Here is a 24,147-nt window from a genome sequence, read left to right on the forward strand (position 1 = left end):
TTACCCTCTTTCATTAGTGCCGGTAGGCCGTTTTCCAAACCACCCGGGAATATTGACTAGTATAAGCTGTAAACCGATGGCCGATAAAGTTCCTACCAAAATCGCATTCGACAGGAAGTCGCCGGCAAAACCGGACAAACCTTTAAAGTATGACGGCAGCGACGTGGCCAGCAAAATGCATAGGCCTGCGATCATCAGATTGGCATCGGTCTTGTCCATCCTGACCAGCAGTCCGATCCCCGAAAAAATCAGGGAAGCGGCAGCTGGAAGGAAGATCCCGCCGACAACCGCATCCGGCGTAACCGCAAGCAGAGCGCCGGCCTTAGGAACAAAGCCGAGCACAAGGAAAATGATACCCGCCACGATAACGCTGTGTCTTGAGCCCACGCCGGTCAAACGGAGCAGCCCAACATTTTGCGCATAGGCCGTAGTCGGAAATCCGCCGATCAAGGTGGAAAGGATGGAGCCCGCCGATTCCCCGGCAAAGCCGTTGCGGATCCTTTTGCGGTCGAGTGTGATGTTCAGTGCTTCAGCCGCAGCGTGATAAACGCCCATCGCTTCAATCACCGCCACCACGTAGGCGAAAAAGAACGTGGCAAACGCGGACCAACGAAATTCAAGCGGACCATATGGCAGCAGCTGCGGCAGACCGAACCATGCTTTGGAGGCAACCAGTGAAAATTGCGCTTTGCCTAAAGCTACAGCAATCAAATCGCCAATCGCCAAAGCGATTAAAAAGGCGTAGGAACGGTACACACCTCTGCCGAATGTAGTAAGCAGCACAACAACCAATGCCGTCGGAATCGACATCAGAAGCACCGGCTTGCTGAGGAAGGTATCCATGCCCTGGGTGCCTCCCAAGAACTCGAAAAGTGTAAAACTGGACAAAGAAACACCTACGATCAAGATCACGCATCCGGTCACCACTGGAGTAAATACGGATTTCAATCGTCCGAGAACACCCGTAATCGCGAGTATAAAAACGATCAACCCGCTAAGAATAATGCCGCCACCCGCTGCGGCCAGCGTTTTGGATTTTCCTGCTGAGATCATCAGCGCGTCAAAAGCCGCTGACGGCCCCTGTACGATCGGCAGACGCACTAAACGTGTAGCCTGTGTGAGCGTGACAAGGCCAGCCGCAATAAAGATCGCGTTCACCATGTTGGCAGCCAGCGTTAGCGGAAGGCCAATCATCGCCGCGACAAACACGGGATCCAGCCAAACGTTAGATACGAAAACATGCTGCAATCCGTACATAAAAGATCGTACGGGCGGCAGCTTATCCTCCAGCCGTACAGTTAACCGGCTTTCCGCCGATTCATTGTTTACGTTTTCCATGATATTGAGCTCCCTTCGTTATCATTCTTTCCAACCTTCTCTCCTGCCAGGGGGAACTCCCTTCACCCATGCAAAAAAACCGCTGCATTCTGATGAATGGCGGTTTCTCATGTACGCACTAAAGCACTAATGAAACGACATAGCACGCAATTCCTCCGCTGGCATTATCCAGATCAGGTTTAACGGTCGATAGCGAATCAGCTATCCTCTCAGCAGAGTTTCCTCAGCTCCCGTGGATTCAATTGTCGGTACTAGCGTACTCCCATGCTCTCCATTTGTCAACGTTTTGAAATCTTAAGTTTAGTAGCAGAGATCCGTTGGGAATGGAATGTCATTAAGTTCTTGTCAAAACCGGGAATGTCATAAAAAATTCTTGTCATCTAATTTTGACAAGAACTTATACTTAAGATAATTATGCGATTGCCGCCATGAATGGCGATCTGATCTAACTACGATCACGATTAGATCCATTTTATCCCATCGGAAGCCCTCCAATGAGAAAGAAGCGGGATTTGCAAAGGATCTTTTGTTTACACGAATTAGGCCAGATATAGCGATTCCCCCAGCCTAAGCCCGACTTGCTGCAGCTATGTATATGGTTCCAATGGGGCCTTCTAAAATATATATCGATTGCTATTTCCCCAAAACACATCTTTTTGATTTATTGGGTGTCCTTGGTTGTGGTGCTCTCTCCTTTGGCGATGGTTCATTCACGATTATGCGCATATGTTTGTGTCGTGACTTCGCGATACAAACATATGTACTTTCAAATAAAAATCCCCAATTAACGGAGATCTCAAAGCACCTATGTTTGTGTCGCCGGACAGCAACTGATCAAGCAACCTGCCCGTTAGCCATCCATGCAGCGCAAGAGCTTCCAGAGACTTAACGTGTAGGCACTATCTAGGCGAGGATATAACGAAATTCGTTCGTCAACTACTCCCCTAATTTTCCAAGCATAGCGGATTCTTCGATTGTGATACGGATCGTGGTTCCTGTTGGCGGTTCCGTACTTGATTCCAGCGTCATTCGATAATCCTCCCCAAACAGCAGCTTTAGCCGGGAATCCACATTCTTCATGCCGTAACCGGAAGAAGCGATCACATCGTTCCCCCAAATATCCGCTCCCAGGAGCCCGGTCTGCTTTCTGATTTGTTCCGCGGTCATGCCTACACCGTTATCGGAAATTTCAAGGAGAACATGCTCACCCGCCCGGCCGCCCGTCAAACGGATAAACCCCGGCCCGCGCAGGCGCCGGATGCCGTGAACGATAGCATTTTCAACAATCGGCTGGAGTACCAGCTTGCAGATGGGATAACGGGACACGTCCGCATCCAGCTCGACGCTGTAGTCAAACCGATCCTCGAAGCGGATCTTTTGGATGTTCAAATAGATCCGGATCATCTCGAATTCCTCCTGCAGGGAGATCACTTCCCTCCCTTTGCTTAAGATCATCCGGAACAGCTTGGACAAGCCGTTCACCATTTGACTGATGCGAGTTTGGTTATTTTCCAGCGCCATCCAGTTGATCGTATCGAGCGTATTGTACAAAAAATGCGGATTGATTTGATATTCGAGCACCCTCAGCTCAAAAAGCCGCTTCAAGCTCTGCTGTTCTTTTAAATTCTCCAGCAGTTCCTCGATATGGGTAGCCATGGAATTAAAGGTGTCGCCGATTACGCGGATTTCGTCACTCCCTTTCAACTCAATCCGGGTACCCCACTGCTTTTGTCCGAGCGTACGCATTGCCTTGTTCAGCTTGCCGAGACGCTCCGTCAAGATTTTCGCCCCCAGCAGCGATATAAGAAAGGCGAGTGCTAGGAAAAAAGCATAGCCAAAGTACAATTGGCTGCGAATATCGGCTGAAGCTCGGCGGATGTATTCAGCATCGAGGCCAATGAACAAATAATCATCCTTTTCCATCGGCATGACCACCGCCCGCCACGTCCGGCCGTTCAGGTCCACTTCGGTCAGGCGCGAGGACAAATCCTTAAGCGAATATGGAAGAAGGCGTCCCTGCCCGCCGATGATGTTCTTCCGGTCGTAGATCATCCAGGTGCTTTCCCTTTGATCCGCCAGGCCGAAGATCATCTGTCCGTAATAATTATAGGTCTCGAAAGAGCCGCGCACCGCATTCAGCGACAAATTGACCAGCACGTAACCGATGACCCGCTGCGGGTCGCCCACGCCGTAAATTCTTCTCGCGAAGGTAATCATATCGGTCTTCTTCGTCAGCGCGTCATTGACGCTCCAAGCAAGGCCGGTATGGTCAGGGGAAGCCACTTCCTTTAGCAGCAGAGAGCCCTTTAAGTCTTCCGAGGTGATTTGGTAATTTTCCGATGTGTTCAAATATAGCTCGCCGTCATCGGCGGCAAGGATCGCGATGGAAAAAATATTGTTCCACACCAGCCGGTACCGTGATAAAATGCCACGCAATATATCCTGTTTCATATATTTTTCTCTTCTTACAAGCTCGTTTGCATCAGGGTAATATTCCTTCTGGTAAGCCGCCGTTCCTTCTCTGGTACCGGATAAAATTTGCTGAACCTCGGGTTCGATCAGGATTTGATTCGTCAGCGTGGTCACGTCGCCGAATAATCCCCGCAGTTCGCGGCTCGTCGCATGCTCCAGCACATAAAGCGTATTGTCCATCTCGCTCAGCTTCTGCTGGATCTGCCTGTTCATCAATTGGTTGATAATGACAAGCAGCAGCAAATTCGGTATGACAATGAGCAGGATCAGCTTTACGAAAATGCGCCGGCTTAAGTTACGGTACCACCGGGTAACAAAACGCAATGCCCAGTTAAGCATATGTTCCCATCCCATCCTTATAATCGGAAGGATTCACGCCGACCCACTTTTTGAAATAGCTGCTGAAATATAAGGGATTCTCGTACCCGACTCGTTCCGCGATATCGCATATTTTCAATTCCGTCTGATGCAGCAACGCTTTCGCCTTCTCCATGCGCAGGCGGGCCAAATACTGCATGCAGGATAATCCCGTTATTTTGCGGAACGTTTGGGTGAGATAGTTCGGATGGACACCGGCAAGCTCCGCCAGCTGTTGCAACGTAAGGGAAGCCTCGGCATAATGCTCCTCCAGATACGCCGCCACTTTGTCTACTAGTTCGCTGCCGCTCGGGGAAGGCAGGGCGCCCCTTGCGAGCAGGCAGGCATCCAGCCACCTCTCTATCCGCTCCACGGCGGAAGGGAAAGGCAGATGAGACAAACGCGGAGACGGAGGACATGCGACCTGGAGCTCCTCGAGTAGCTGCTCAACAGAGACGATCAGCTTGTAGAAGCCCTGCAGAGCAATGTCCGGGCCTGAGCCTGTGGCAAGCAGCCGTCCCGCAAAATCTGCAGTCACCCTGTGCATTCCGTCGGTATCTCCCGTGCGAAGTGCGACTCGTAGCCGCTGCTCCTCTTGAAACGGATAAACGAACGTTTCGTTCATCCGTGCCTCCAGCCGTTCAAACGCTCCCGCCAAGGAGGACGCCAGTTGCAATAGCCCTTTGGCCGGGTCCCCCAGCTCTACCGCGACGGGAATACCGAGTACGCTTTCGGCCAGCGAGCAGAAGTCTGCCGCCGTTTCCAGCTCGCGGGAATCTCCCTGCATCCCGAACACCAATGTGCCCGTATCTTTAATCATAATAAAGCCTTTCCTGTGAGATAAAACCGCTTCCAAAAACAGCTGTTTCACAGCCACGCTATACAACAGCATATCTCTCTGCGAAGATCCACTGTCCCATTTGCACACGCACATGACTCCGCTAATAAACTCCTCCTCCAACGAGAAAGGAAAGCAGCCCGCAAAATCATGCAGCTCCGCAGCGGAGACCAGCCGCCCTTCCAGCAGATCGGACAGCAGCTTATCCCTGACATACAGCGATGCATTGGCTGTCAGTTGCTCCAACCTTAAAAGATCAGAACGGCGCAGCCGCTCCTTGCGGATATCGGTGCGGATGCAGTCCAGAACGGCGTACAGCTCGGACGGCTCCACCGGCTTTGTGATATAGCGGCACACCTTGAGATCAATTGCTTTCTGCGCCAGATGGAATTCCTCGTGTCCTGACAAGATAGTGCATTTGATTCCAGGGTATAAACGGTTCACCTGCTCGATGAGTTCGAGGCCGTCGATATACTGCATGAAGATATCCGTGATGATCAAATCGGGCAGGCGCTCCGCCCCCTCCAACCATTCCAGTGCCGTCTCCCCGTCGTCCGCCGACCCTGCAACCGTGAACCCTTCCAGCTGACGGATCGCCTTTTCCAGTCCTTTCCGGATAATGGGCTCGTCGTCTACAATCAGGATATTCATACCGGCATCCTCCCCGCTTCGGTGTAAGGCCGTTTGGCCGCTAGCTTTATTGTACTATACCAAGATGAGTTATGGCGTACGGACGTGCATTTCCCTTTCGCCATCAAACAAAAAGACGGCTGGTGCCGCGGCGCGGCGCCCAACCCTCTCTTATGCGTTTGCTTAGGCCCAGTACATTTCACCTGACGTTTCGGTAATCAGGATCTCCTGCAAAAAGCGGACCGCTTTAGTAAAGCCTTCCTGCACCGACATCAGCCCGTCTTCATGCTCAATGCTGACCGCCCCGTCGTAGCCTACCGTCCGCAGCGCGCTGACGATGTCTTTCCATACTTCGGTCCCGTGCCCGTAGCCGACGGTGCGAAACGTCCAGGAGCGCTGCCGCACATCCTTGTACGATTTCGTATCCAATACGCCGTTCAGCGCGTTGTTATAGGGATAAATTGCCGTATCTTTGGCGTGAAAATGATAGATCCTACGCTGCAGAGCGAGGATGGAGGCAACCGGATCCATGCCCTGCCAGAACATGTGGCTCGGGTCGAAGTTGATGCCGACCTGCTCTCCTGCTGCCTTACACAGCCGAAGCGCCGTCTCCGTATTATAGACGACAAACCCCGGATGAGGCTCGACCGCGGCTTTCACCCCGTGATCTCTGAAAAGACGGCCCATCCGTTCCCAGTACGGAAGGACCTTCTCCTCCCACTGCCATGCCACGATCTCCGAGAAATCGTTCGGCCAGGGACAAGTCACCCAGACCGGTCTTTGTGACGTTTCCGATTCGCCCGGACATCCGGAGAAATTGACGACCGTCTCCACGCCCAGCTCTTCCGCCAGCAGAATCGTCTGCTCAAAATCTCGCTGGTGCTGCTCTGCAACCTCCGGATTCGGATGAAGCGGGTTACCATGACAGCTTAGCGCGCTGATTGTCAACTGATAACGTTCCAGCAGCTTCTTGATCCGCTCGATTTCTTTCGGATTGCCCAGCACTTCCGACGGACGGAGATGATGATTGCCGACATAGCCTCCGGTTGCTATCTCCACGGTTTGAATCCCCTGCTTGGACACATAGGCCAGCGCATCCTCCAGGGAATGACGGCGGAAAAGAGTCAGAAATACGCCTAGCTTCATAGGTTGAACCCTAAATGGTTGTAATTCGTTCCGCTTAAGTTCTGTACCTTGCTTCAGTCCTTCATCGCCCCGCTCGTGATCCCGCCTACGATATACTTTTGCATCGTGATAAAGATCAGAATAATCGGAACCGCTGCGATCGTGGCGACGGCCATGAGATGATTCCACTGGGTTCCATATTCCCCGATGAACTTGTACAGCCCCATCGTGAGCGGGCGGATCGCCTCATTGGACGTCAGCGTCAGGGCGAACAGAAAATCCCCCCAGCCCCACAGAAAGCAGAAGGCGCCTACCGTCAGCAGGCCCGGCTTTACCAAGGGAAGAATAATGCGCCGGAATGCGCTGAACTTTCCGCAGCCATCGATCATCGCCGCCTCCTCCAGCCCCCCTGGAACCGATAAAAAGTAAGGACGTAGCACCAGGATCGCAAAGGGAAGCGAATGGGTCGTATTGGCGACGATCAAAGCAGTAAAGCTGTTGATCAGCTGAACCTTGGAGAAAGCGATGAACAGTGGCATGGCTAGCATGATGCTCGGCAGCATCTGGGTGGCGAGCAGCAGAATCAAGATGGCGGCCTTGCCTCTCATCGGCAGCCGGGCGAGCCCGTAAGCGGCCGGGGTTGCGAGTAGCAGCGTCAGCGCCATGGTTCCCGTGGCGATAATAAAGCTGTTGCCGATATAACCGAGCATGGCCCGGTTCTTCAAGAAGTTATCCACATAAGAGCTGAAGGTCGGCTCATGCGGGAAGAGGTGGGGCGGGATGACGAACAGTTCCCCCATCGGCTTAAGCGAGGTTGCAATCATCCAGTACACCGGGAATAAGAAAACCAGGGTAAGAACCCAGCCTACCGTCGACATCGCGTAATCCCGGCCTTTGTATACCGTCTTACCGATCACAATTGCTCCTCCTTCCGCATCAACCAAAGATAGACCCCCGCCAGCACGAACAGCAGCATGAACATGAAGCTAGCCACCGTTGCACCCAGACTGAAATCGAAGTTCGTAAAAGATAAACGGTACGCATACAGCGGAAATACCGTTGAAGCATTCACCGGGCCGCCGCCGGTCATGATGAAAATCAAATCGAACACCTTAAACGTATAAATCACGCCCAGCATCAGCAGTACGAGGATCGTCGGTCGAAGCAGGGGAAGCGTAATATTCGCAAACTGCCGGAAGCGTCCGGCCCCGTCGATTTTGGCCGCTTCGTACAAATGGCCCGGTAGTGCCTGGAGACCCGAGAGCAGGATCACCATATTGAAAGGAATGCCGATCCAAATGTTCGCCACCATCGTGCCGGCCAGCGCGGTGTGCTCTTCCGTCAGCCAAAACTTCGGATGATCAAGTAGACCTATGGCCTGAAGCAGATGATTCACAATACCGTTATCGCCCGCGAGCATCCATTTGAACAGCGTGGCGGAGATGACGATTGGCATCATCCAGGCCAGCAGCATGAGCGACCGCATCGTGTCTCTTCCCGGGAATTGGCGGTTAAAGAACAAGGCGAACGCAAACCCGATGCAGAACTGAAATACGATGCTCCCCACGGTGAAAACGGCCGAATTTTTGAAGGAAATCCGGAATACCTCGTCTTTAAACATCGCGGCATAGTTGCTCCATCCGACAAACTCATGCTCACCCTTCAGGTTCATCAAGGTCACATTTTGAAAGCTGAGAAGCAAATTATATACAATCGGAAACACAAGAAAGCAGATCATAAACAGTACCCCGGGCGCAATGAACAAATAATTGCCCCAGGTGCCCCAACTGCGCCTTCCGGCTACGGTTCTTGCGGATTTGCTCGGCGCGCCGGCCGAAGTTTGGATGTCCATGAGCCTCCCTCATTTTTGGAGAAGATGTGGGAAGGAACACAGGCGTTCCCTCCCTGCGAACTACTGCGCCAGCAAAGGTTTGATTTTGGCATCCGTATCCTTTACGGCGTCCTCCGGCGATTTGATGCCGGTCAGCACCTGCTGAAGCATTTCCTGCACGGCATCTGAAATCTTCGGATAATTCGGGCCGTAGGCGCGTGCTTTGGCTACGTCCATACTGTCGGCGAATATTTTCAATAGCTTGTCATTCTGCCAAATCGGGTCTTGAATCAAATCCTTCCTGGCCGGCAGACGCCCGGCGGCCTTCAGGAAGCTCTTCAAGTATTCAGGCTGCTGTGCGAATTTGACGATATCCCAGGCTACATCCTTATGCTTCGTGGTGGCAGTGATGGCCCAGTTCTCCCCTCCGAGAATCGTCCCCCCCTGTTTATTTGTGGGCAGGGGCACGATGTCCCATTTGAACTTGGCGTCCTTTTGCAGCGCGGGTATTTGCCAGGTGCCGTTCACCATCATGGCTACGTTGCCCGCCGCAAATTGAAGCTCGGTGGCCTGCTGATCCTGGCCAACGATTTCCTTGGACATCGCTCCGCTATCCACGAGCTCCTTCCACAGCTTAACCGCTTCGAGCGTGCCCGGACTGTTGAACGTGTTCAAATCCGATCCGCTCTGCCAGACGAACGGGAGGAACTGAAACGTTCCCTGTTCATTGCGGACCGCGGAAACCGAGAGGCCGTAGACGCCGGGCTTCTTCAGCTTGTTCGCCGCTTCCTTCAGCTCATTCCAGTTGGTTGGCGGCTTAATCCCCGCAGCATTCAGCATATCGGCATTGTAAAACAGCGCAAGATTGTTGCTGCTGTTCGGAATGCCGTAGTTTTTGCCCTTATACTGAGTGGAGGACCAAGGACCTTTGTAATATTGGTCCGCCTGTCCCCATTCCTGCACTTCCTTGGTAATGTCGGCGAGTACCCCGGCAGCAGCGAAGGCTTGATGATCGGGATTATCGAGCCAGACGATATCCGGAAGCTGGCCGGCTGCCGAGCCGAGCAGCAGCTTGTTCTTTAGATCGCCAAAAGGAACATAGGAGCGCTCGATCGTGACGTTCGGATGCGCCTTCTGGTAATCTTCGATGACTTTGTTCAGCGCGCCTACCATCCCGTCCGCATTCATATAATCCCACCACGTAATTTTGACGGGAACCCCGCCGGAATTTCCGGATCCGCCCGATGCACCTGCCTTGGAGTCAGGGGCACCCGGATTCGCTGACGGCGAACAGGCCGATGTAAGACCTAACAATAACGCGGTGAGCAGCAGATATCCTTTCCTTCTCAAACGGATCCCTCCTTGATAGTTGTCGCCGGTTCGCTGCAGTGGCGGAATTCTTCCATGTGAACGGATTGCCCCGACCGCGCGGATGCGATAGCCGCACAGGTCAGCTCAAAGCTGCGAAGGTTGTCTTCGATCGCCGTAGCAGGCGTTTTCCCGGCTTTCACCGATGCGACGAAGTCCTCCAGGGAGGACGCACGGTCTGTATACGGCATCTGTACAAGCTCAACCTCCCGTCCGACCGCAGCTGCCGGTTCCTCTCCGGTCCACAGAGTAACGGCATCGTCGATGATCTCAATTGCGCCTCGGTCGCCTACGATGCGGATATCTCCGTTCCATGTCGTTTCCTTCCCCCAGGAAACCCAGCTGCCGAAATAATGGACATGAATATCGTCCTCGAAGCGGATGGAGGCGCCGGCGGAAGGATTTCCGCTGAACCAGCTCCATGCGGGACGAAAGCTGCGAGCGTTGATGTCCACCGGTTCTTTTCCCAGCAGAAACCGCATGATGTCAAAATGATGGATCGACATATCCTCCAGCAAAATGTCCTGGTAACGGTCGCGCCAGCCCCCGAACTTCATCGCCTTCCGGAACTCATATTCGATATAACCCACCTGCCCGATCGCTTGTTCGTCCAGCAGCTTCCTCACGGTTTGCAGCGCCGGTCTCCACCGATAATTTTGGCTAACGGCCACCTGGTACGCATAATGGCGGCTTCCTTCGAGCAGCTCCAGCGCTTCCTGATAAGTATGCGTCAGCGGCTTTTCCATCAGCACATGGAGTCCGGCTTCCAATGCTTGGAGCGCCAGCGCTTTATGAGTCTGCGGCGGGGTAACGATAAGCGCCATATCGGCCTCAACCTTCGCCAGAGCTTCCTCTGGCGTAAGAAATAGCCGCTCCGGCGGCAGCCCAACCTTCTCTCCGGCCTCCTGTAAATTGGCTTCGGTGATGTCTACCACGGCAGCAAGCTCGACTCCCGCATGTTCCTTTACGATTTGCAGCCAGGACTGCCCGAAGCCTCCCGTACCGATTTGAATCAAGCGAAACGGCTCCAATCATCTTCTCCCCTTTGCACCAATATTAAGTAAAAACGCTTACATGGATAAATATACCTGACCCAACATGCGCTTGAGAATGAATAAAGTTAAGCTGAGAACATGAATAAAATTAATGTGCTCTAAGGAAACGAGATAAGGACGATCTCCTTATGGGAAACCGTCCTTCCGCTGCTTTTTATCGGTCGCAAGGTCCGCCATGGACACAATTCCCAGCAATTTTCCTATTACACCCACATATTGTTATGAAGCCTTCATCCTTTTTTACCCATTATGAAGGGGCTTGTGTCCGAAATCACAACAACATATTATAAAATCGAATTGTGTTCTCAAATAGGATTCTTCCAGCCTCCTCTACTGAAATCTTTTTTATAACGGAAATTTCTCGAATAGAATCCCGAATCATACTTGGATGTGTCCGCCGTCCTTCGAACGGGCCCTGAAATGGCCAAGGGCCGTCTGTCTCTACCATGAGCAGATTAAGCGGGTAAAATTCTACTAGCGATTTAGTCCGTTCTTTATATACTATATCTGGTGTTATTGAAATAGTGTATCCTTTCCCCTTCATCCGCCGCAATGTTTCCACGCTGCCTTTAAACCAATGAAAATGGGCGCGCTTGACTCCATGCTTCTCTAATAAATCGCACACAATCTCTGCATCCTCGTAAACGGCATGAAGTACAATCGGTTTCCCTAGTTCTGCTGCTAGCTTTACAAATTGCTCGAGCAAAAGAACATAAGGTTCAATATCGAACCTTTCTCCTGAAGTTTCCGCCGCGGTCCGCGAATAATAAGGAAGCCCGACTTCTCCTATCGCGGTCATCTCTCCCTGGTTTTCCCGAATCCACCGAAACAACTCGTCCACTTCTTCCTTATCGGGTAAAGCCTGTTCAGGATGAAAACCAAATGCCGCAAAGATCGGATGATTAGAATGCTTTTTCAAATTAAGCAGATTGCGGCAAGACTCCAAATTCATGGAATCCGCAACCAACCCCTTCACTCCATGAAGTTTGAGGGATGTAAGCAGTTGGTCCCTTTCCTCTGGTTCGTATAAATCCAAGTGAATATGTGCATCAATCATAAAAAATCTTCCCATCGTTTTTTGAATTAGAAACTCTTAGACCTCAGATTCCTCAAATTATCTATATTCACCAAAGTATATCAGAACTTTTACTTCGTAATCATAACACACGCCAGAATATATTTAATGTTGAAAAACACATCATTTTTATGTCCATTTACTGAAAACATTACTACTTCTTGTCCCGGAAAAAAGACAAGAAGTTGTATCCATAAAATAATAAAACCGCGCTCGGCGCGGCTTTATATGGATATATGTTCTCGTCCTCTTACAAGAATTGAATGGATTCCTGTACTTCCTTGATGGCGGCATTTAACGAACGAAGGCAATTTTTTCGTTGATGACGGATCACACCCATCTCAGACCCGTGAACGTTCAAGTGTCGGACGACCTCAGCATTGTCAACCTTGATGGACACCCGATGGTACAGGTTTTTTTCGGCATCATATCATTAGACAGATGATGACTATATCTGGTCTATTTTTCTACCTCTGCCTCTTCTCTTTCGAACCCACAATATTCCTATTAGGATAGCAATGAGCCCTCCTGAAATCATCATCATCAAGGTGTTGGACTGAGCTAAACTATTTCCAAAAACGACGCTGACCGTTACCCCCGGCAATATCCCAATAGCTGTAGTCCAACTGAATCTTCGAATGGAAACCGAACTTAATCCTAATACGTAATTGAGTAAATTAAACGAAATCAACGGGATGAGCCGAACGATAATCAGAGTCCAGGGAGAATCTACACTTTTCCAAACAGCAAGATTTTCGATACGCCTGGCGGGAAACATCCAGCGCAGTAATCCCATCCCCCATTTTCTGGTTAAGAAAAAGGAGAGATAGGCACCGATCATTGCGCCGATCCACGTATATATAACTCCCCAAAAAACGCCGAACATCGCCCCGTTTAGCATAGCAATGACCTCTCCGGGAAACGGCAAAAACGAGTGCAGAATCATCAGTCCGATCGAAGCAAAAGGCGCTAGAATCCCCATGGACTGAATTTTATTGTATAGCTTCTCCTCATTCCACTGGATGTCAATGCCACTTTTCCACAAATAAAACAGGGCACCGCCCAGCAAAACAATCGTACCAATCGCTGCAATCACCTTTAGCGTACTTTTTGAAGAGTATGGCTTGATGCCGGAAGAGCTGTTTCCTTCCTTGTCGTCATGTTGCATGCGGATCACCGGCTCCTCACAAATATTATATTTATTGTACTTCATTTTTTTGGTTTGCTCTGTAAGATAGCATACATAAAAATCCCACTAAAGTTAAAGACCTCAAAACATATCAAGCCGCTCTGATGAGAGCGGCTCAAATGTCAACGGATTACCGGATGCTTTGTTTTGAAAAGGAAGCTGATGAATTTGCCTATCAACAATATTTAGACTTGTCATATGAGCGATATCCGGAATGACGAATTCGACTTTTCCGCCCGCCGCTTCAAGGATGTCGCTCATTTTTGCCAACCGCATGAATCACGAGATTTCCCAAAGAGCAACTTGCAGCGATTAGAAACGAATAAAATCAAAAACATGATCGTTCCTGCGCGAATTTCGATATCGGCAACGTTAAAAATGGCCGGCCACCAGCGAAATTGAATAAAGTCTGTAACATAACCGAATTCCGCTCGATTGACCAAGTTCCCTACCGCTCCACTAACAATTAAGGCGAAGCCAGCTTTCATGGCGAACCCCTTCGTATCGCTTTTTACATATAGATAGAAGATAAGCGATATCGTCGCAATACTACCAGCAAGAATGAAATAAGGATGGCTCGCAAGAAGACCAAAACTGGCGCCGGAATTATGAATCACATTCCATGACAACCAGTCAGGGATGACCGGAATCGTAGTGCCCTGTTTGATCGTGGCTTCCGCCACACCTTTTGTGAACAGATCCAATAGCAACAATACGGTTATAAGTGCATAAACCAAGCAATTCCCCTCGCTTTGCAAAAGTCATCTAATCGTAATAAAAATAAATAAGTCGACTCCGCTTAGAGAGTTATCGATAATTATCCATAAACGCTTTATCGATCTCGCGTTTTAGTTTCCAGCACCATCCCCCATGAAAAGCCAGCCCCTTGTACAACAGTAAACCTTCCTGACCGCCAGTGGAGAGAATCGATAAATAAGATCGTTGCGGCTTGTACCGGGCCAGTTGACCGTCATTAAGGAACTGCTTGAGATTATTCCATAATATAGGAGCTTCGCGAACGGCATACACCCCTGCTTTATCCAAACCAGGATGTTCGTCAATTGTGACACAATCCCCAGCACCAAAAATATTCGGATAGAAGACGGATTGGAGCTTGGAATTTAACAACAAGTACCCTGCTTTATCTGCCACCTCACTCCGGGAAAATATAGCGGGAGCTCGAGGTCCGGCTAACCACAAGAGCTGATCAAATGGCAAAGACCCGGACTTTAGTCGAACCCGGTTCGCAGTTAAATCCGTCACAGGATCATTCGTGCAGAGGTGAATTCCTTTTCCCTGTACGATTTCGGTGATTTTCCGGGAAAAAGCCGGACCAGATTTCGACAAAAGCCCCCCTGCGCTGATCAAACTAACCGGAGTAAGCTTGCCGGACTTGCTTCTGCGCGCTTGAATCGCCAAGCTTACTTCCACACCGGATGCCCCTCCTCCTGCCACTACAATCTGCTCGGCCCTATCGATTTTTTCCACGATCTCGGCAACGGCATCATACGGTTTGATCATAACAGCATGTTCGGCCACACCAGTGATTTCGGTATGAGCCGTCAATGAACCAATATCAAATGACACCACATCATAACGGACGGTAGTTCCCTGCTCCGTAAGAACGGTTTGCCGGGCCGGATCCACCGAAACCGCCCGATCTTTCATCCATTCGATCCCGGCCCGGCGCGTCAGGTGATCGAGAGATAACCGGATTTCATCTAATCTGTATACACCTTCTATATACCCGGAGAGCATACCCGAATAATATTGAAATTCGGATGGGGAGATCAGAATCGTTCGTACACCGGGTAAGGCGCCGGTTTGCAGCTGTTTCAAAATGTGAAGGTGGGCATGTCCGCCACCTACAAGAAGCAGTGTTTTCATTCGATCATCCGCCTAACGAAACCATCGTATATACATTTTCAATATTTTCGGAACGACGCCTTCAAATAGTTTTTTTCGCCAGTATTGATCTGCGGCGCGTTGCAACGCTGCGCCATGTGTGGGATACGGGTGAACGACGTTCGATATGTTCCCTATTTTGTGGCCGGACTGTTTCGCATATACGATTTCCTGCATCCAGTCCCCGGCGCCTTTTCCGACGGTATGAGCTCCCAAAATGAGCCCTTTCTCATCCGTAATGACCTTAACCATACCGTTCATCTCTCTATCAGCCACGAACCGGTCGACATCGTCCAGCGTAACCTTGTATACACGAATCTCAACACCGATCTTTTCGCGAGCCTCCTGCTCCGTCAAACCGAGATGAAAAATTTCCGGATCGGTATACGTCACCCATGGCACATGTTCGTAGTTCACTTTTCTTCTTAATCCGAATACGGCATTGCCGACCACGATTTTCCCTTCCATTCCCGCGGCATGGGTAAATGGAAACGCACGAAGCACGTCCCCGATCGCATAAATATGGGGAACGGTCGTTTGCAACGTTTCCTTTACAACAACATAGCCTTTGTCCAGCTGTACTCCCGTATTTTCCAGCCCAAGCTGATCCGTATTCGGCCTTCGTCCGGTTGCAATCAGGATTTCGTCCGCATCCAGCAGGATGCTTTCGTCGCCGCGGAGCACCGTCACTCTTTTTTCGCCGCCAACGAGTTTTTCGATCTTGTGCACCTTGGCATTGAACAAGAAAGTAAGCTCTTTTTCTAACGCTGCTCGGATATACGGAACGATGTCCTGATCTTCCCGCCCCAGAAGTCCGGCAGCATACTCAATCACTGTCACTTGGGATCCGAATCGGGCGAAAGATTGCGCAAGTTCAAGTCCGATCGGCCCAGCGCCGACGACAATCAGCCTTTTGGGAAGACGCTGTAAATCGAATACCGTCTCGTTCGTCAAAAACCCGGTTTCCGCCAATCCCTCGATCGGCGGGATGACTGGCCGGGAACCTGTCGAAATGACGATCCTTTTTCCGTACACCACATCGCCATGGCCGATTTCCACATGATGTTCGTCTTTAAACCGGCCGAATCCCTGAAATACGTCTACTCCCATGTTCCTGAAACGGTCGGCGTCATCATGCTTTTGAATATGAGCGATAGCCGCTTTGACCCGACGGATAGCAGCCGGGAAGTCCAATTCGCCTTGCAAAACAAAGCCAAATTCATCCGCAGCAAATCTCGCGGTATGGATTTTCTTCGCCGCTTCGATCAAAGCTTTGGAAGGGACGCATCCATAATGTAAACAATCTCCCCCAGGTTGTTTCTCTTTTTCAATTAATGCGACTTTGGCCCCCATACTCGCTGCCCCCGCGGCTGCCGTAAGACCGCCAGCACCGCCGCCGATCACGACCAAATCGTATTTCCTCATCATTTGTCCCTCCAATCCGATCCGATTTGGATTTTTTTCATTTGATTTCTGTTGAATCAATAAATCTCTTCCTGAACAGAATTGGGATGGTGAGCGCGGCAAGAAAGACACCACTTGCAATCAAAATGTCTCTTACGCTCCCCTTGGTGAAGCTCGAACCGAGAAAGTTATACGCAAACGTCCCCGGGATGATGCCGATGAACGTACCGTAGATGAAAGATCGGAATCGTATTTTCGATACCCCGGCGACGTAACTGATCAAGTCAAACGGAAACAAAGGGATCAATCGGAGCAGAAGAACGTAGATAAATCCCCGTTCCCTAAGCTTTCGTTCCAATCTGCTCCAACTGCCCGTCCATTTTTTTCGCACCGCATTGTTTCCCAGAAATCTTGCAACGAAAAAGGACAATGCCGCTCCCGTAGTTGCGCCGATGACGGTGAATACGGTTCCCCACCATACGCCGAAGGCCAAACCGCCCGCTATCGACAAAACCGAAGCCGGAAATAATAAAAGCGGCCTGAGCGTATACAAGAAAATAAACAGGAGCGGAGCAATCCAGCCAAAAGATAGAATCCAATCCCGGATGCCTTGGGGTGTTGCATGAATGTAAGCATGGTTGATCCAGTAAAGCATCCCGACCCCGGCAAATAACGCTAACATTTTAACAATCGCCGATTGTTTTTTCATTTCCACCTCTCCAAAGTTCGTGTAGCAAAACTTACATCGTAAGCTCAAGCTTTCCCAAAAAAAATCAATATTGCAGCAGGTTCTTTGCACGCTCCAAATCTACATGGATGGACATTCTTCCGGTTTTGATCACATGTTCTTTGGCCAGCTCGTTCAGAGCCACCGTAACCGTTTCCCGGGTAGATCCGATCATATTCCCTATCTCTTGATGAGATAAGGGGATATCAATTTTGTGAAAGTTTTCTTCCGCAATTCCAAATTTACCAGCTAAAGCGACAAGCAAATGGAGGATTTTTTCACGAACATCACCGAGCGCCAGTTGCGCAAGCATGGCATCCCTGTCTTTCAGGAGAGCGCTGAGCTCTTTCATCAGCTTCACGGCCAAATGGGGACGTTCAATAAGAAAACGCTCAAATTGATCTTTATCTAACGAACAGAGAATCGTATTCTCCATGGTCTCAATAAACGTATCGCGCGTCCCCAGCGAAAACGAATCAACCTCGCCGAAAACGTTCCCCGCGCCCAAAATGCTAACGATAAACTGCTTGCCTTCCGCGTTGATTTTATATAACTTGAGCTTCCCTTCCTTGAGCATATAGAGCCCTTCACGGAACGTATCCGGCGTCTGGATGAGTTCGCCTTTTTTTAATTTGACCATGGGCGACATTTTGTCGATCTCCATGAGATCCTCCATCGGCAATGCATCAAAAAGGCTGATTTGCGATAAATACCAAAGTTTATTCAACTTGGATCCCCTCCAATAGCTTATCTACCTTTTGTCGATCAAACGAATGAATCACTCGCTCCCCGACCACGATGAGCGGCGTGGCGATACCGCCTAGACGCAGCATCTCGTTAAATTTATTCTGATCGTAGGTGACATTGATTTTTTCGATCGGCACCTGCTTCTCATCAAAATAGTCCATGACGGTTTTACACTGGCTGCAATGTTCGCTCCAATACACTTTAATGTTCATTTTCCTCACCTCTCCCTAAGCTCATTATCGCTTAATTTTCCTTTTTATTGCAAAATGTTATCCATCGGCCCGCACCGGTTCAAAAGCGGTATAACCACGTAAAAAGTGCATAATGAGGATAGTTCATTAACCATAAAACAACCGGGGGAACGATGAGAAGGACATTGTCCGCCTCCCCGTGGCGATCTGTAACCGAACGCATCGCGTTCATACAAGCTACCGGAGCGCTTAATGTAAATGACCAGCAAGCGCTTAGCAGCACCAATCGTCGATGATTCTTGGCCCATTTCCGGGCTAACCAGATAAACAGGATGGAAATGACTATAATTTTAATCATCAGGATTGCTGTTACCGCCATCGTCCCGTGAGTCAAAATAGCAGCGGTCGCCCCAAGCATCATCGCAACAATAAATCCGTATAAGGATAAAGTGCCCATCTGTTGAACGGTTTGCAGGAAGTGATGCTTTTTCTCCCATCCGGTTTTTCGAAGCCATACACCGAACATTACACCTATAAGCATGGAAATGACATAATCAAATACAAATAAGAACGAAGAGAACCATGTATGTTTAAGCCATAAAGCCACACCGGTAATCGTGACATGGAGCACGAACGCGGAAAGATTCCAAATTTTGATCGCATTTCTTGTTTGAACCCCTGAATCCGGTGGTGAAAAAGTTTGCATCAGTCGGATCACAAAAGGTGATATTAAAAAAACAATCAATAAAGTGGTTTGAGAGACAACTTGAACGTTCCCACTAACAGGTAAAATGGCCTGAATATGTTCGATCCATTCCGGATTCCAGGCAAGCGTTGATGTACCGATCCATTCACGAAATAAGGGATATCCACGAAAAAAGAACCAGGCCAGACCTTCCAGCAAAAGCATGGGAACGACGGTTATCAGTAAAAAAATGCCCATAACCAGAATGTGCCGCTTTGTATAAATACATCCGATTTTGACGCCAATGAAAAACAGAAAACTTGTAACTAGCCAATGCGTGACTTGTTCGGAAGGCGTCCAGAAAAAACCTGTCGCGAAAAACCCAATGGATAGCAAGAATGCGCCGATGATTCCTCCAGCGAGTGGAGGTGAAATATAAAGTCGTGATAATCCCCACCAACGTTCCATACGAAGGCCTAAATAAACGAAACTGAAAATAACTGTTACACTGACGAACTGCAGGATTACACTCATCATTGTTTTAACGTTATCCGCTCACTTCCATGATTGAAAGCGCAGCGTCCAGGCCTTCCGAAATATATACTCTGTTCATTGCGATCGGTTTGCTGATATGTTGTATCCGGTCGCTGATACCGCTGATTTCAGTAGCTTGTTGATGGAGCTCGGTATTGTCTTCTTTCAGCTCGTGAACCGTCGCCCGGATCGTTTGGAAGCTGATTTTGGTTTGTTCCACTTCCTTGTTGCCTAGTTCCGTATCCGTAACGCCGGACTTCGCTTCCTGTACCAATCCTTCGATTTCGCGGATGATCTGTTGGGCGATGTTTTCAACTCCCTTGGCCGAATTTTCGCTGCTTTCCGCCAGTTTTCTGACTTCGGAAGCTACGACACCAAATCCAAGGCCGTGCTCGCCGGCATGCGCGGCTTCAATGGCAGCATTGAGGGATAACAGTTTGGTTTGGGAAGCTATGTCTTGCAGTACCTCGACAATTTTTAAAATCTCTTTGGAAAACGCCGCGAGTGTATCCATTCTTCCCATGATGCTTTCGGACCGGCTGCTGATCCGCTCCATTTGATGGGCAACGTGGGCAATACGCTGCTCTCCATCCATCGTCATTCCGTCTGCTTGAGCCGATAATTCCGTGATATTTCGGGCATGTTCCAGCATGTTCACGGCATTAGCCGAAATTTGACCCGACATGTCGACAAGCTGTTGCACCAAAACTTCTTGCTCTTCCATGGTCTCTTTCGCTTTTTCAATTTTTGTTGCGGCATGTAATGTCCCGTTCATTTTAAACGCCCCTTGAAATGAAATGCTTTACGATTTTGAATATACCATGCCGAGAGAACAACCATCTGTAAGGTAACATACATAAGTAGCAATTAAAAAAGGCCGCGAGCTTGGATTGAAGATCAGGAATCTTCAGGCTCGCGGTCTTTCTTAGTTGATAAGAATTTATAAGTTTTCGTAGCTTATAGCTTCGCAATCAACCTTGGTAAACGCGCTCGAGACAAGGACAGTGTAGCCGTTTATCCTGGCAGCATTAAAGAGTTATGATTTGATAATCCTCGGCAACCAGCTGCGCCAGACTCGGATGTCCGTTACGCTCTCCCATCGAGGGTAAACCGGATGTTCGCACTTCTTGTTCAACTCCGAAAGCGCCGGCGCAGTATTCACATACCCCTGCGATCACACCAAGATTTTTTACAGCGTTATAAATGGGGTTGTACTTGCCTGCCGGATCCTCGAATTTTTTGACCCAAATGGTTCCGGCCCCATCAAAAATAACTTTTACCTCGTGACCGGCTTCTTTCAATTCTTGCGCATATAACAACGAGTGAAGTGCTTTCGCACCCTCTGCTTCCGATGCATGCACCAAAATCGCAAATTTTTTCATCTTGATTCCTCCATGGGCTTATATTGTTTTAATGTTTGTTTGAAATCGACCAATGTAACTCCCTGACCAATGTGCTTGTTATATGAAGCTTATGTTAAAGCCACCGCTCCCTTGCTTCACACCTCCTTTATTTTGATGGGCTTATCATACCCCAGCCAGTTCGCTTCCTTCTGTAATGTAGCTTACATAAGATAAGAATGAACTGAAATCGATTCTAAACGTCCTCACGACATCATACCGCTCACTTTCTTAACTTCTGTCCATGCCCATGGAAAAAACTCAACACATATGACCCCGGCAATATAAAGCAGCATAGTGATGGGGCCGTTCGGATACGCATGAGATTGATACGTTAGTGCTGATATGGCAATCAAAATCACTCCGATCCGATTGTATCCTTTAAGAAATAAAGCCACCGCGGCGGACAACCCGGCAAACGTCCAAGAGTAGACGGCGATGCGGGATATAGCCGAAACCCCAGGAGCATCCAAATTAAAGATTGAGGTAAACACATTGAACATGGAACCATATGCCGGACTTCCCTCATTAGTTATGCCCATGATTTGAAGCCTATGAATGATGATTCCCGTCGCAATCCCTGCGATGGAATCTAGTGCTGTGTAAAAGATGATGAACAACCATAACGCTACCCGGCTGATGCCTTTTAAAATTCCGGAAATAGGATCCGTAACAAAATACAAGGAAGCAGCAAGCAATCCAAAGAGCGGTAGCTGCATGAGGTGGAGCTTTAGCCACCAATCGGCTTTTGCCGGTGAGACCAACATCTCTCCGAACACAACGGATTCCGGATGCCATAGATCCAAACCGCCAAGCAGAAGCGGAGCTCCTATGATGATCATTCTGCGAAACATTGTCTTCCAGTTCAACATCTCCTTACCTCCAATCCCTGATTCAGTTGCTTTACTCATCGTAGCAAAATGAAAAATTGTTGTTTGTATGATAGCATACATACTTTCTTTCTTGGCCCTTTATATAATGAGCCTGTAATCGAAAGTTCAAAAATTGAAGGAGGCTCACTCATGACAGATGCAGTGCAAGAGAAAAAGTTTTCGTTTAAAGCCGGGATCATAAGCAGTTTGGTAGGCGGGCTCATCTTGGCTATTCCAATGGGCATGATGGGCATGTTCCCGGGACTCGCTTCCATGATGGGAAGCCACTCAGCGGCAGTCGGGTTTATTATTCATCTTATGATCAGCCTGATCTTCGGTATCGCTTTTGCCCTTTTCGCTGGAATGGTGAAACTTCATCCGGCCGTTTCGGGTCTCATTTTCGGGGTCATCATCTGGATTATCGGGCCGATGATTATCATGCCAATGATGATGGGCAGCGGCGGCGGAGCCAGCAATCCTTGCGGAGGCGGCGGCGCGTCCATGTCGATGTGGCTTAGCCTGGCTACTCATTTGATGTATGGTGTTGTTACCAGTATTACTTACAGGCTGGTCAAGGGAAAGGCAGCCTGAAACAAAGAAACTTAAAGACTAAACCTCCAATTCCACCTTTCATCACCGGGTGGAGTTGGAGGTTTTCTCAATTCCAAAGGATCCTTTCACATTCTTATAGATCTTTGAGAATCCTCTTTGCTTCCCACATCCGTTGCAGGGCGGTAAACATTTCAACGGCCAGAAATATCGCTGTGAGCCAAAGCAGCCATTGGGACAGAATAATCATCAGCGAAAACAGGATAAAGCCCTCTGTCCGTTCCGCGAGTCCCGCCTGATAGTAAAATGACTTTATGCCTTTTTTCTCGGTCAAAGCGCCGACTGTCAGAAAGACGGTCATCGAAAAGACGATGGATGCCGTTAACAGTAGCAGTAAAAATCGTGCTTCAGGAAATTTAGCAGCCAGTCCGATTATGACGGAAAGCTCGACGATCCGGTCGAACGTAATGTCAAGCAAAGTCCCCCACGGAGTTGTTTTTTGCGTAAGGCGCGCCATGGAACCGTCAACAGCGTCTAAGTAGCCCGAAATCCACAAGATGAGGACAGCCAAATACGGATGATTGAAAACAACGAGAAATCCCGTTGATAGTCCCAATAAAAATGCCGCCCAAGTGACCTGATTCGCCGATAAGCCCAGCTTTAACAGCCCTTTTGCCATATTCCCGATAATCGGCTGTACATATTTCCTTGCATGCGTATCGAGCATCGGCATTCACTCCTTTCCATTCAATGAACTCTCGGGAAGAAAAGCATCTTTCGAATATTGAAACGAACGGTCACGGTATCCCCTATTTTCGGCTGCTCCTGTTCGGTTGTTTTTTCAAGCACCTCAAGAACTCCATATCCGACTTGGATCCGAAAGCAATAAAGACCCTGGTGAAATAATACTTCCGTAACCCTGCCATCCAAACTTCTCCAATGGGATGCCTCTTCTTGTTTCCTTTCACCGCCCCTTAGAGCAACAGACAAGTATTCAGGCCGAAGAATCAGGCATCCGTGCCCGCAAGACGTATCCATTCGTTCGTCCAACCTAAGCGAGAATCCATTTGCTGAAAAAATCCCATCATGACAATCTCCCTCAAGGACGTTCTTGGCCCCCATAAAATAGGCAACTTCCAGGCTGTTCGGATTCTCGTACAAGTCCCGGGGTGAAGCTACTTGCAACACTTTGCCGCCCTTCATGACTGCAATCCGGTCCGCCAGATGAAAAGCTTCCCCCCGGTCATGTGTGACAAACAGAATCGTGATCGCATATTCCCGATGAATGCGTTTGACAAGCTCTCTCATCTCGTCGCGGAGTCCAGGATCTAAAGCGCTGAACGGTTCATCCATCAGCAGCAGTTTCGGCCTGGTCACGATGGCCCGGGCCAAAGAGACCCGCTGCTGCTGCCCGCCGCTTAATTCGGAAGGATTCCTCGAGCCGAAGTCCTTAAGGCCAACGGCCTCCAGCATGTTCCTGGCTTGCGCCAGACGTTCTTTCTTGCCGACTCCCTGCATTTTCAGGCCGAAGGCGACATTCTCATCCACTGTCATATGTGGAAACAGAAGCGGCTGCTGAAAAACCATGCCGAATCCTCTTTGTTCGGCAGGTAGTGAGGTAATCGATTCTAAACCGAGGCGAATCTCACCTTGATCGGGGGTTAATAACCCGGCAACCAATTTTAGCAGCGTCGTTTTCCCGCATCCCGAAGGGCCCAGCAGCGCAAAAAATTCGCCTTCTTGTACGGATAGATTCACGGACTGCAACGAAAACGCAGGAGCAGCCACTTTCTTATTTTTTCCCGGGTAAATCTTTTCAATGTTCATTACATGCAGGTCTGGCATCGTATTCCTC

General features: G+C 49.4%; 24 protein-coding genes and 1 riboswitch. Of the genes, 1 reads left to right on the forward strand and 23 read right to left on the reverse strand.

Features of this window, described 5'->3' with window-relative positions; translation table 11 throughout:
- The 21 genes from O9H85_RS32205 to O9H85_RS32305 form a co-directional block, all read right to left on the reverse strand.
- The gene (locus O9H85_RS32205; RefSeq protein ID WP_269885472.1) at nucleotides 1-1,338 is read right to left on the reverse strand and encodes a solute carrier family 23 protein; all 1,338 of its coding nucleotides are present in this window, start codon (nucleotides 1,336-1,338) and stop codon (nucleotides 1-3) included.
- 132 nt (nucleotides 1,339-1,470) lie between these two features.
- Nucleotides 1,471-1,582, reverse strand: a riboswitch (TPP riboswitch).
- A 692-nt stretch (nucleotides 1,583-2,274) separates the two neighbouring features.
- The gene (locus tag O9H85_RS32210) at nucleotides 2,275-4,149 is read right to left on the reverse strand and encodes a sensor histidine kinase (protein ID WP_269885473.1); all 1,875 of its coding nucleotides are present in this window, start codon (nucleotides 4,147-4,149) and stop codon (nucleotides 2,275-2,277) included.
- Entirely contained in the window at nucleotides 4,142-5,656 is a 1,515-nt protein-coding gene (locus tag O9H85_RS32215; RefSeq protein ID WP_269885474.1) for a response regulator, read from the reverse strand. The genes O9H85_RS32210 and O9H85_RS32215 overlap by 8 nt, the downstream gene beginning before the upstream one ends.
- Before the next feature lie 162 nt (nucleotides 5,657-5,818).
- Nucleotides 5,819-6,781: a sugar phosphate isomerase/epimerase family protein gene (locus O9H85_RS32220; protein ID WP_269885475.1), complete on the reverse strand. Its 963-nt coding sequence runs from the start codon at nucleotides 6,779-6,781 to the stop codon at nucleotides 5,819-5,821.
- 53 nt (nucleotides 6,782-6,834) lie between these two features.
- Complete coding sequence (locus O9H85_RS32225; RefSeq protein ID WP_269885476.1) at nucleotides 6,835-7,677, reverse strand: carbohydrate ABC transporter permease; 843 nt, start codon at nucleotides 7,675-7,677, stop codon at nucleotides 6,835-6,837.
- Complete coding sequence (locus tag O9H85_RS32230) at nucleotides 7,674-8,612, reverse strand: carbohydrate ABC transporter permease (RefSeq protein WP_269885477.1); 939 nt, start codon at nucleotides 8,610-8,612, stop codon at nucleotides 7,674-7,676. Before O9H85_RS32230 ends, O9H85_RS32225 begins: the two co-directional genes overlap by 4 nt.
- Nucleotides 8,613-8,672: 60 nt before the next feature.
- Nucleotides 8,673-9,941, reverse strand: a complete 1,269-nt coding sequence (locus tag O9H85_RS32235; RefSeq protein WP_269885478.1) for an ABC transporter substrate-binding protein — start codon at nucleotides 9,939-9,941, stop codon at nucleotides 8,673-8,675.
- Nucleotides 9,938-10,990, reverse strand: a complete 1,053-nt coding sequence (locus O9H85_RS32240; protein WP_269885479.1) for a Gfo/Idh/MocA family protein — start codon at nucleotides 10,988-10,990, stop codon at nucleotides 9,938-9,940. Before O9H85_RS32240 ends, O9H85_RS32235 begins: the two co-directional genes overlap by 4 nt.
- Before the next feature lie 295 nt (nucleotides 10,991-11,285).
- Nucleotides 11,286-12,071, reverse strand: a complete 786-nt coding sequence (locus O9H85_RS32245) for a TatD family hydrolase (RefSeq protein WP_269885480.1) — start codon at nucleotides 12,069-12,071, stop codon at nucleotides 11,286-11,288.
- A 466-nt stretch (nucleotides 12,072-12,537) separates the two neighbouring features.
- Complete coding sequence (locus O9H85_RS32250; protein ID WP_269885481.1) at nucleotides 12,538-13,302, reverse strand: TVP38/TMEM64 family protein; 765 nt, start codon at nucleotides 13,300-13,302, stop codon at nucleotides 12,538-12,540.
- 57 nt (nucleotides 13,303-13,359) lie between these two features.
- Complete coding sequence (locus tag O9H85_RS32255; RefSeq protein ID WP_269885482.1) at nucleotides 13,360-13,548, reverse strand: hypothetical protein; 189 nt, start codon at nucleotides 13,546-13,548, stop codon at nucleotides 13,360-13,362.
- Nucleotides 13,536-14,015 (reverse strand): signal peptidase II, encoded by a 480-nt coding sequence (gene lspA, locus O9H85_RS32260; protein ID WP_269885483.1) that lies wholly within the window; start codon nucleotides 14,013-14,015, stop codon nucleotides 13,536-13,538. The genes O9H85_RS32255 and lspA overlap by 13 nt, the downstream gene beginning before the upstream one ends.
- A gap of 70 nt (nucleotides 14,016-14,085) precedes the next feature.
- A complete protein-coding gene (locus O9H85_RS32265; protein ID WP_269885484.1) occupies nucleotides 14,086-15,165 on the reverse strand; it encodes an FAD-dependent oxidoreductase in 1,080 nt (359 codons plus the stop codon).
- Between the two features lie 12 nt (nucleotides 15,166-15,177).
- Nucleotides 15,178-16,608, reverse strand: coding sequence for a dihydrolipoyl dehydrogenase family protein (locus O9H85_RS32270; RefSeq protein WP_269885485.1), 1,431 nt, complete (start codon nucleotides 16,606-16,608; stop codon nucleotides 15,178-15,180).
- A gap of 37 nt (nucleotides 16,609-16,645) precedes the next feature.
- The gene (locus O9H85_RS32275; protein WP_269885486.1) at nucleotides 16,646-17,296 is read right to left on the reverse strand and encodes a TVP38/TMEM64 family protein; all 651 of its coding nucleotides are present in this window, start codon (nucleotides 17,294-17,296) and stop codon (nucleotides 16,646-16,648) included.
- A 64-nt stretch (nucleotides 17,297-17,360) separates the two neighbouring features.
- On the reverse strand, nucleotides 17,361-18,041 hold the full coding sequence (locus tag O9H85_RS32280) for a Crp/Fnr family transcriptional regulator (protein ID WP_269885487.1): 681 nt from the start codon (nucleotides 18,039-18,041) through the stop codon (nucleotides 17,361-17,363).
- Nucleotides 18,034-18,273 (reverse strand): glutaredoxin family protein, encoded by a 240-nt coding sequence (locus O9H85_RS32285; protein ID WP_269885488.1) that lies wholly within the window; start codon nucleotides 18,271-18,273, stop codon nucleotides 18,034-18,036. Before O9H85_RS32285 ends, O9H85_RS32280 begins: the two co-directional genes overlap by 8 nt.
- Before the next feature lie 79 nt (nucleotides 18,274-18,352).
- Nucleotides 18,353-19,474 (reverse strand): sodium/glutamate symporter family protein, encoded by a 1,122-nt coding sequence (locus O9H85_RS32290; protein ID WP_269885489.1) that lies wholly within the window; start codon nucleotides 19,472-19,474, stop codon nucleotides 18,353-18,355.
- Between the two features lie 10 nt (nucleotides 19,475-19,484).
- Nucleotides 19,485-20,246 carry a methyl-accepting chemotaxis protein gene (locus O9H85_RS32295; protein ID WP_269885490.1) on the reverse strand — a complete coding sequence of 254 codons (762 nt, stop codon included), beginning with the start codon at nucleotides 20,244-20,246 and terminating at the stop codon, nucleotides 19,485-19,487.
- A 253-nt stretch (nucleotides 20,247-20,499) separates the two neighbouring features.
- Entirely contained in the window at nucleotides 20,500-20,853 is a 354-nt protein-coding gene (locus O9H85_RS32300; RefSeq protein ID WP_269885491.1) for a DsrE family protein, read from the reverse strand.
- Nucleotides 20,854-21,077: 224 nt separating this feature from the next.
- Complete coding sequence (locus O9H85_RS32305; protein ID WP_269885492.1) at nucleotides 21,078-21,824, reverse strand: hypothetical protein; 747 nt, start codon at nucleotides 21,822-21,824, stop codon at nucleotides 21,078-21,080.
- A gap of 69 nt (nucleotides 21,825-21,893) precedes the next feature.
- On the opposite strand from O9H85_RS32305, the gene O9H85_RS32310 reads away from it, so the two are divergent.
- Nucleotides 21,894-22,334, forward strand: a complete 441-nt coding sequence (locus O9H85_RS32310) for a DUF6789 family protein (RefSeq protein WP_269885493.1) — start codon at nucleotides 21,894-21,896, stop codon at nucleotides 22,332-22,334.
- Nucleotides 22,335-22,428: 94 nt separating this feature from the next.
- Here the strand turns inward: O9H85_RS32310 and O9H85_RS32315 are convergent, their stop codons facing one another.
- Nucleotides 22,429-23,019, reverse strand: a complete 591-nt coding sequence (locus O9H85_RS32315) for a CDP-alcohol phosphatidyltransferase family protein (RefSeq protein ID WP_269885494.1) — start codon at nucleotides 23,017-23,019, stop codon at nucleotides 22,429-22,431.
- Nucleotides 23,020-23,039: 20 nt separating this feature from the next.
- Nucleotides 23,040-24,137, reverse strand: a complete 1,098-nt coding sequence (locus tag O9H85_RS32320; RefSeq protein WP_269885495.1) for an ABC transporter ATP-binding protein — start codon at nucleotides 24,135-24,137, stop codon at nucleotides 23,040-23,042.
- Nucleotides 24,138-24,147 lie beyond the last annotated feature (10 nt).

Origin of the sequence: Paenibacillus gyeongsangnamensis, from assembly GCF_027533625.1 — a bacterium.
GTDB classification, from domain to species: Bacteria; Bacillota; Bacilli; order Paenibacillales; family NBRC-103111; genus Paenibacillus_G; species Paenibacillus_G gyeongsangnamensis.

Bases quoted from the DNA above. Each gene is read 5' to 3' on its own strand.
- O9H85_RS32210 (WP_269885473.1), bottom strand. From the start codon at position 4,149: ATGCTTAACTGGGCATTGCGTTTTGTTACCCGGTGGTACCGTAACTTA.
- O9H85_RS32290 (WP_269885489.1), bottom strand. From the start codon at position 19,474: ATGATGAGTGTAATCCTGCAGTTCGTCAGTGTAACAGTTATTTTCAGT.
- O9H85_RS32315 (WP_269885494.1), bottom strand. From the start codon at position 23,019: ATGCTCGATACGCATGCAAGGAAATATGTACAGCCGATTATCGGGAAT.
- O9H85_RS32285 (WP_269885488.1), bottom strand. From the start codon at position 18,273: ATGAACATTAAAGTGTATTGGAGCGAACATTGCAGCCAGTGTAAAACC.
- O9H85_RS32215 (WP_269885474.1), bottom strand. From the start codon at position 5,656: ATGAATATCCTGATTGTAGACGACGAGCCCATTATCCGGAAAGGACTG.
- O9H85_RS32320 (WP_269885495.1), bottom strand. From the start codon at position 24,137: ATGCCAGACCTGCATGTAATGAACATTGAAAAGATTTACCCGGGAAAA.
- O9H85_RS32245 (WP_269885480.1), bottom strand. From the start codon at position 12,071: ATGATTGATGCACATATTCACTTGGATTTATACGAACCAGAGGAAAGG.
- O9H85_RS32275 (WP_269885486.1), bottom strand. From the start codon at position 17,296: ATGAAAAAACAATCGGCGATTGTTAAAATGTTAGCGTTATTTGCCGGG.
- O9H85_RS32300 (WP_269885491.1), bottom strand. From the start codon at position 20,853: ATGAAAAAATTTGCGATTTTGGTGCATGCATCGGAAGCAGAGGGTGCG.
- O9H85_RS32295 (WP_269885490.1), bottom strand. From the start codon at position 20,246: ATGAACGGGACATTACATGCCGCAACAAAAATTGAAAAAGCGAAAGAG.
- O9H85_RS32205 (WP_269885472.1), bottom strand. From the start codon at position 1,338: ATGGAAAACGTAAACAATGAATCGGCGGAAAGCCGGTTAACTGTACGG.
- O9H85_RS32250 (WP_269885481.1), bottom strand. From the start codon at position 13,302: ATGAAGTACAATAAATATAATATTTGTGAGGAGCCGGTGATCCGCATG.
- O9H85_RS32265 (WP_269885484.1), bottom strand. From the start codon at position 15,165: ATGAAAACACTGCTTCTTGTAGGTGGCGGACATGCCCACCTTCACATT.
- O9H85_RS32230 (WP_269885477.1), bottom strand. From the start codon at position 8,612: ATGGACATCCAAACTTCGGCCGGCGCGCCGAGCAAATCCGCAAGAACC.
- O9H85_RS32305 (WP_269885492.1), bottom strand. From the start codon at position 21,824: ATGTATGCTATCATACAAACAACAATTTTTCATTTTGCTACGATGAGT.
- O9H85_RS32310 (WP_269885493.1), top strand. From the start codon at position 21,894: ATGACAGATGCAGTGCAAGAGAAAAAGTTTTCGTTTAAAGCCGGGATC.
- O9H85_RS32220 (WP_269885475.1), bottom strand. From the start codon at position 6,781: ATGAAGCTAGGCGTATTTCTGACTCTTTTCCGCCGTCATTCCCTGGAG.
- O9H85_RS32270 (WP_269885485.1), bottom strand. From the start codon at position 16,608: ATGAGGAAATACGATTTGGTCGTGATCGGCGGCGGTGCTGGCGGTCTT.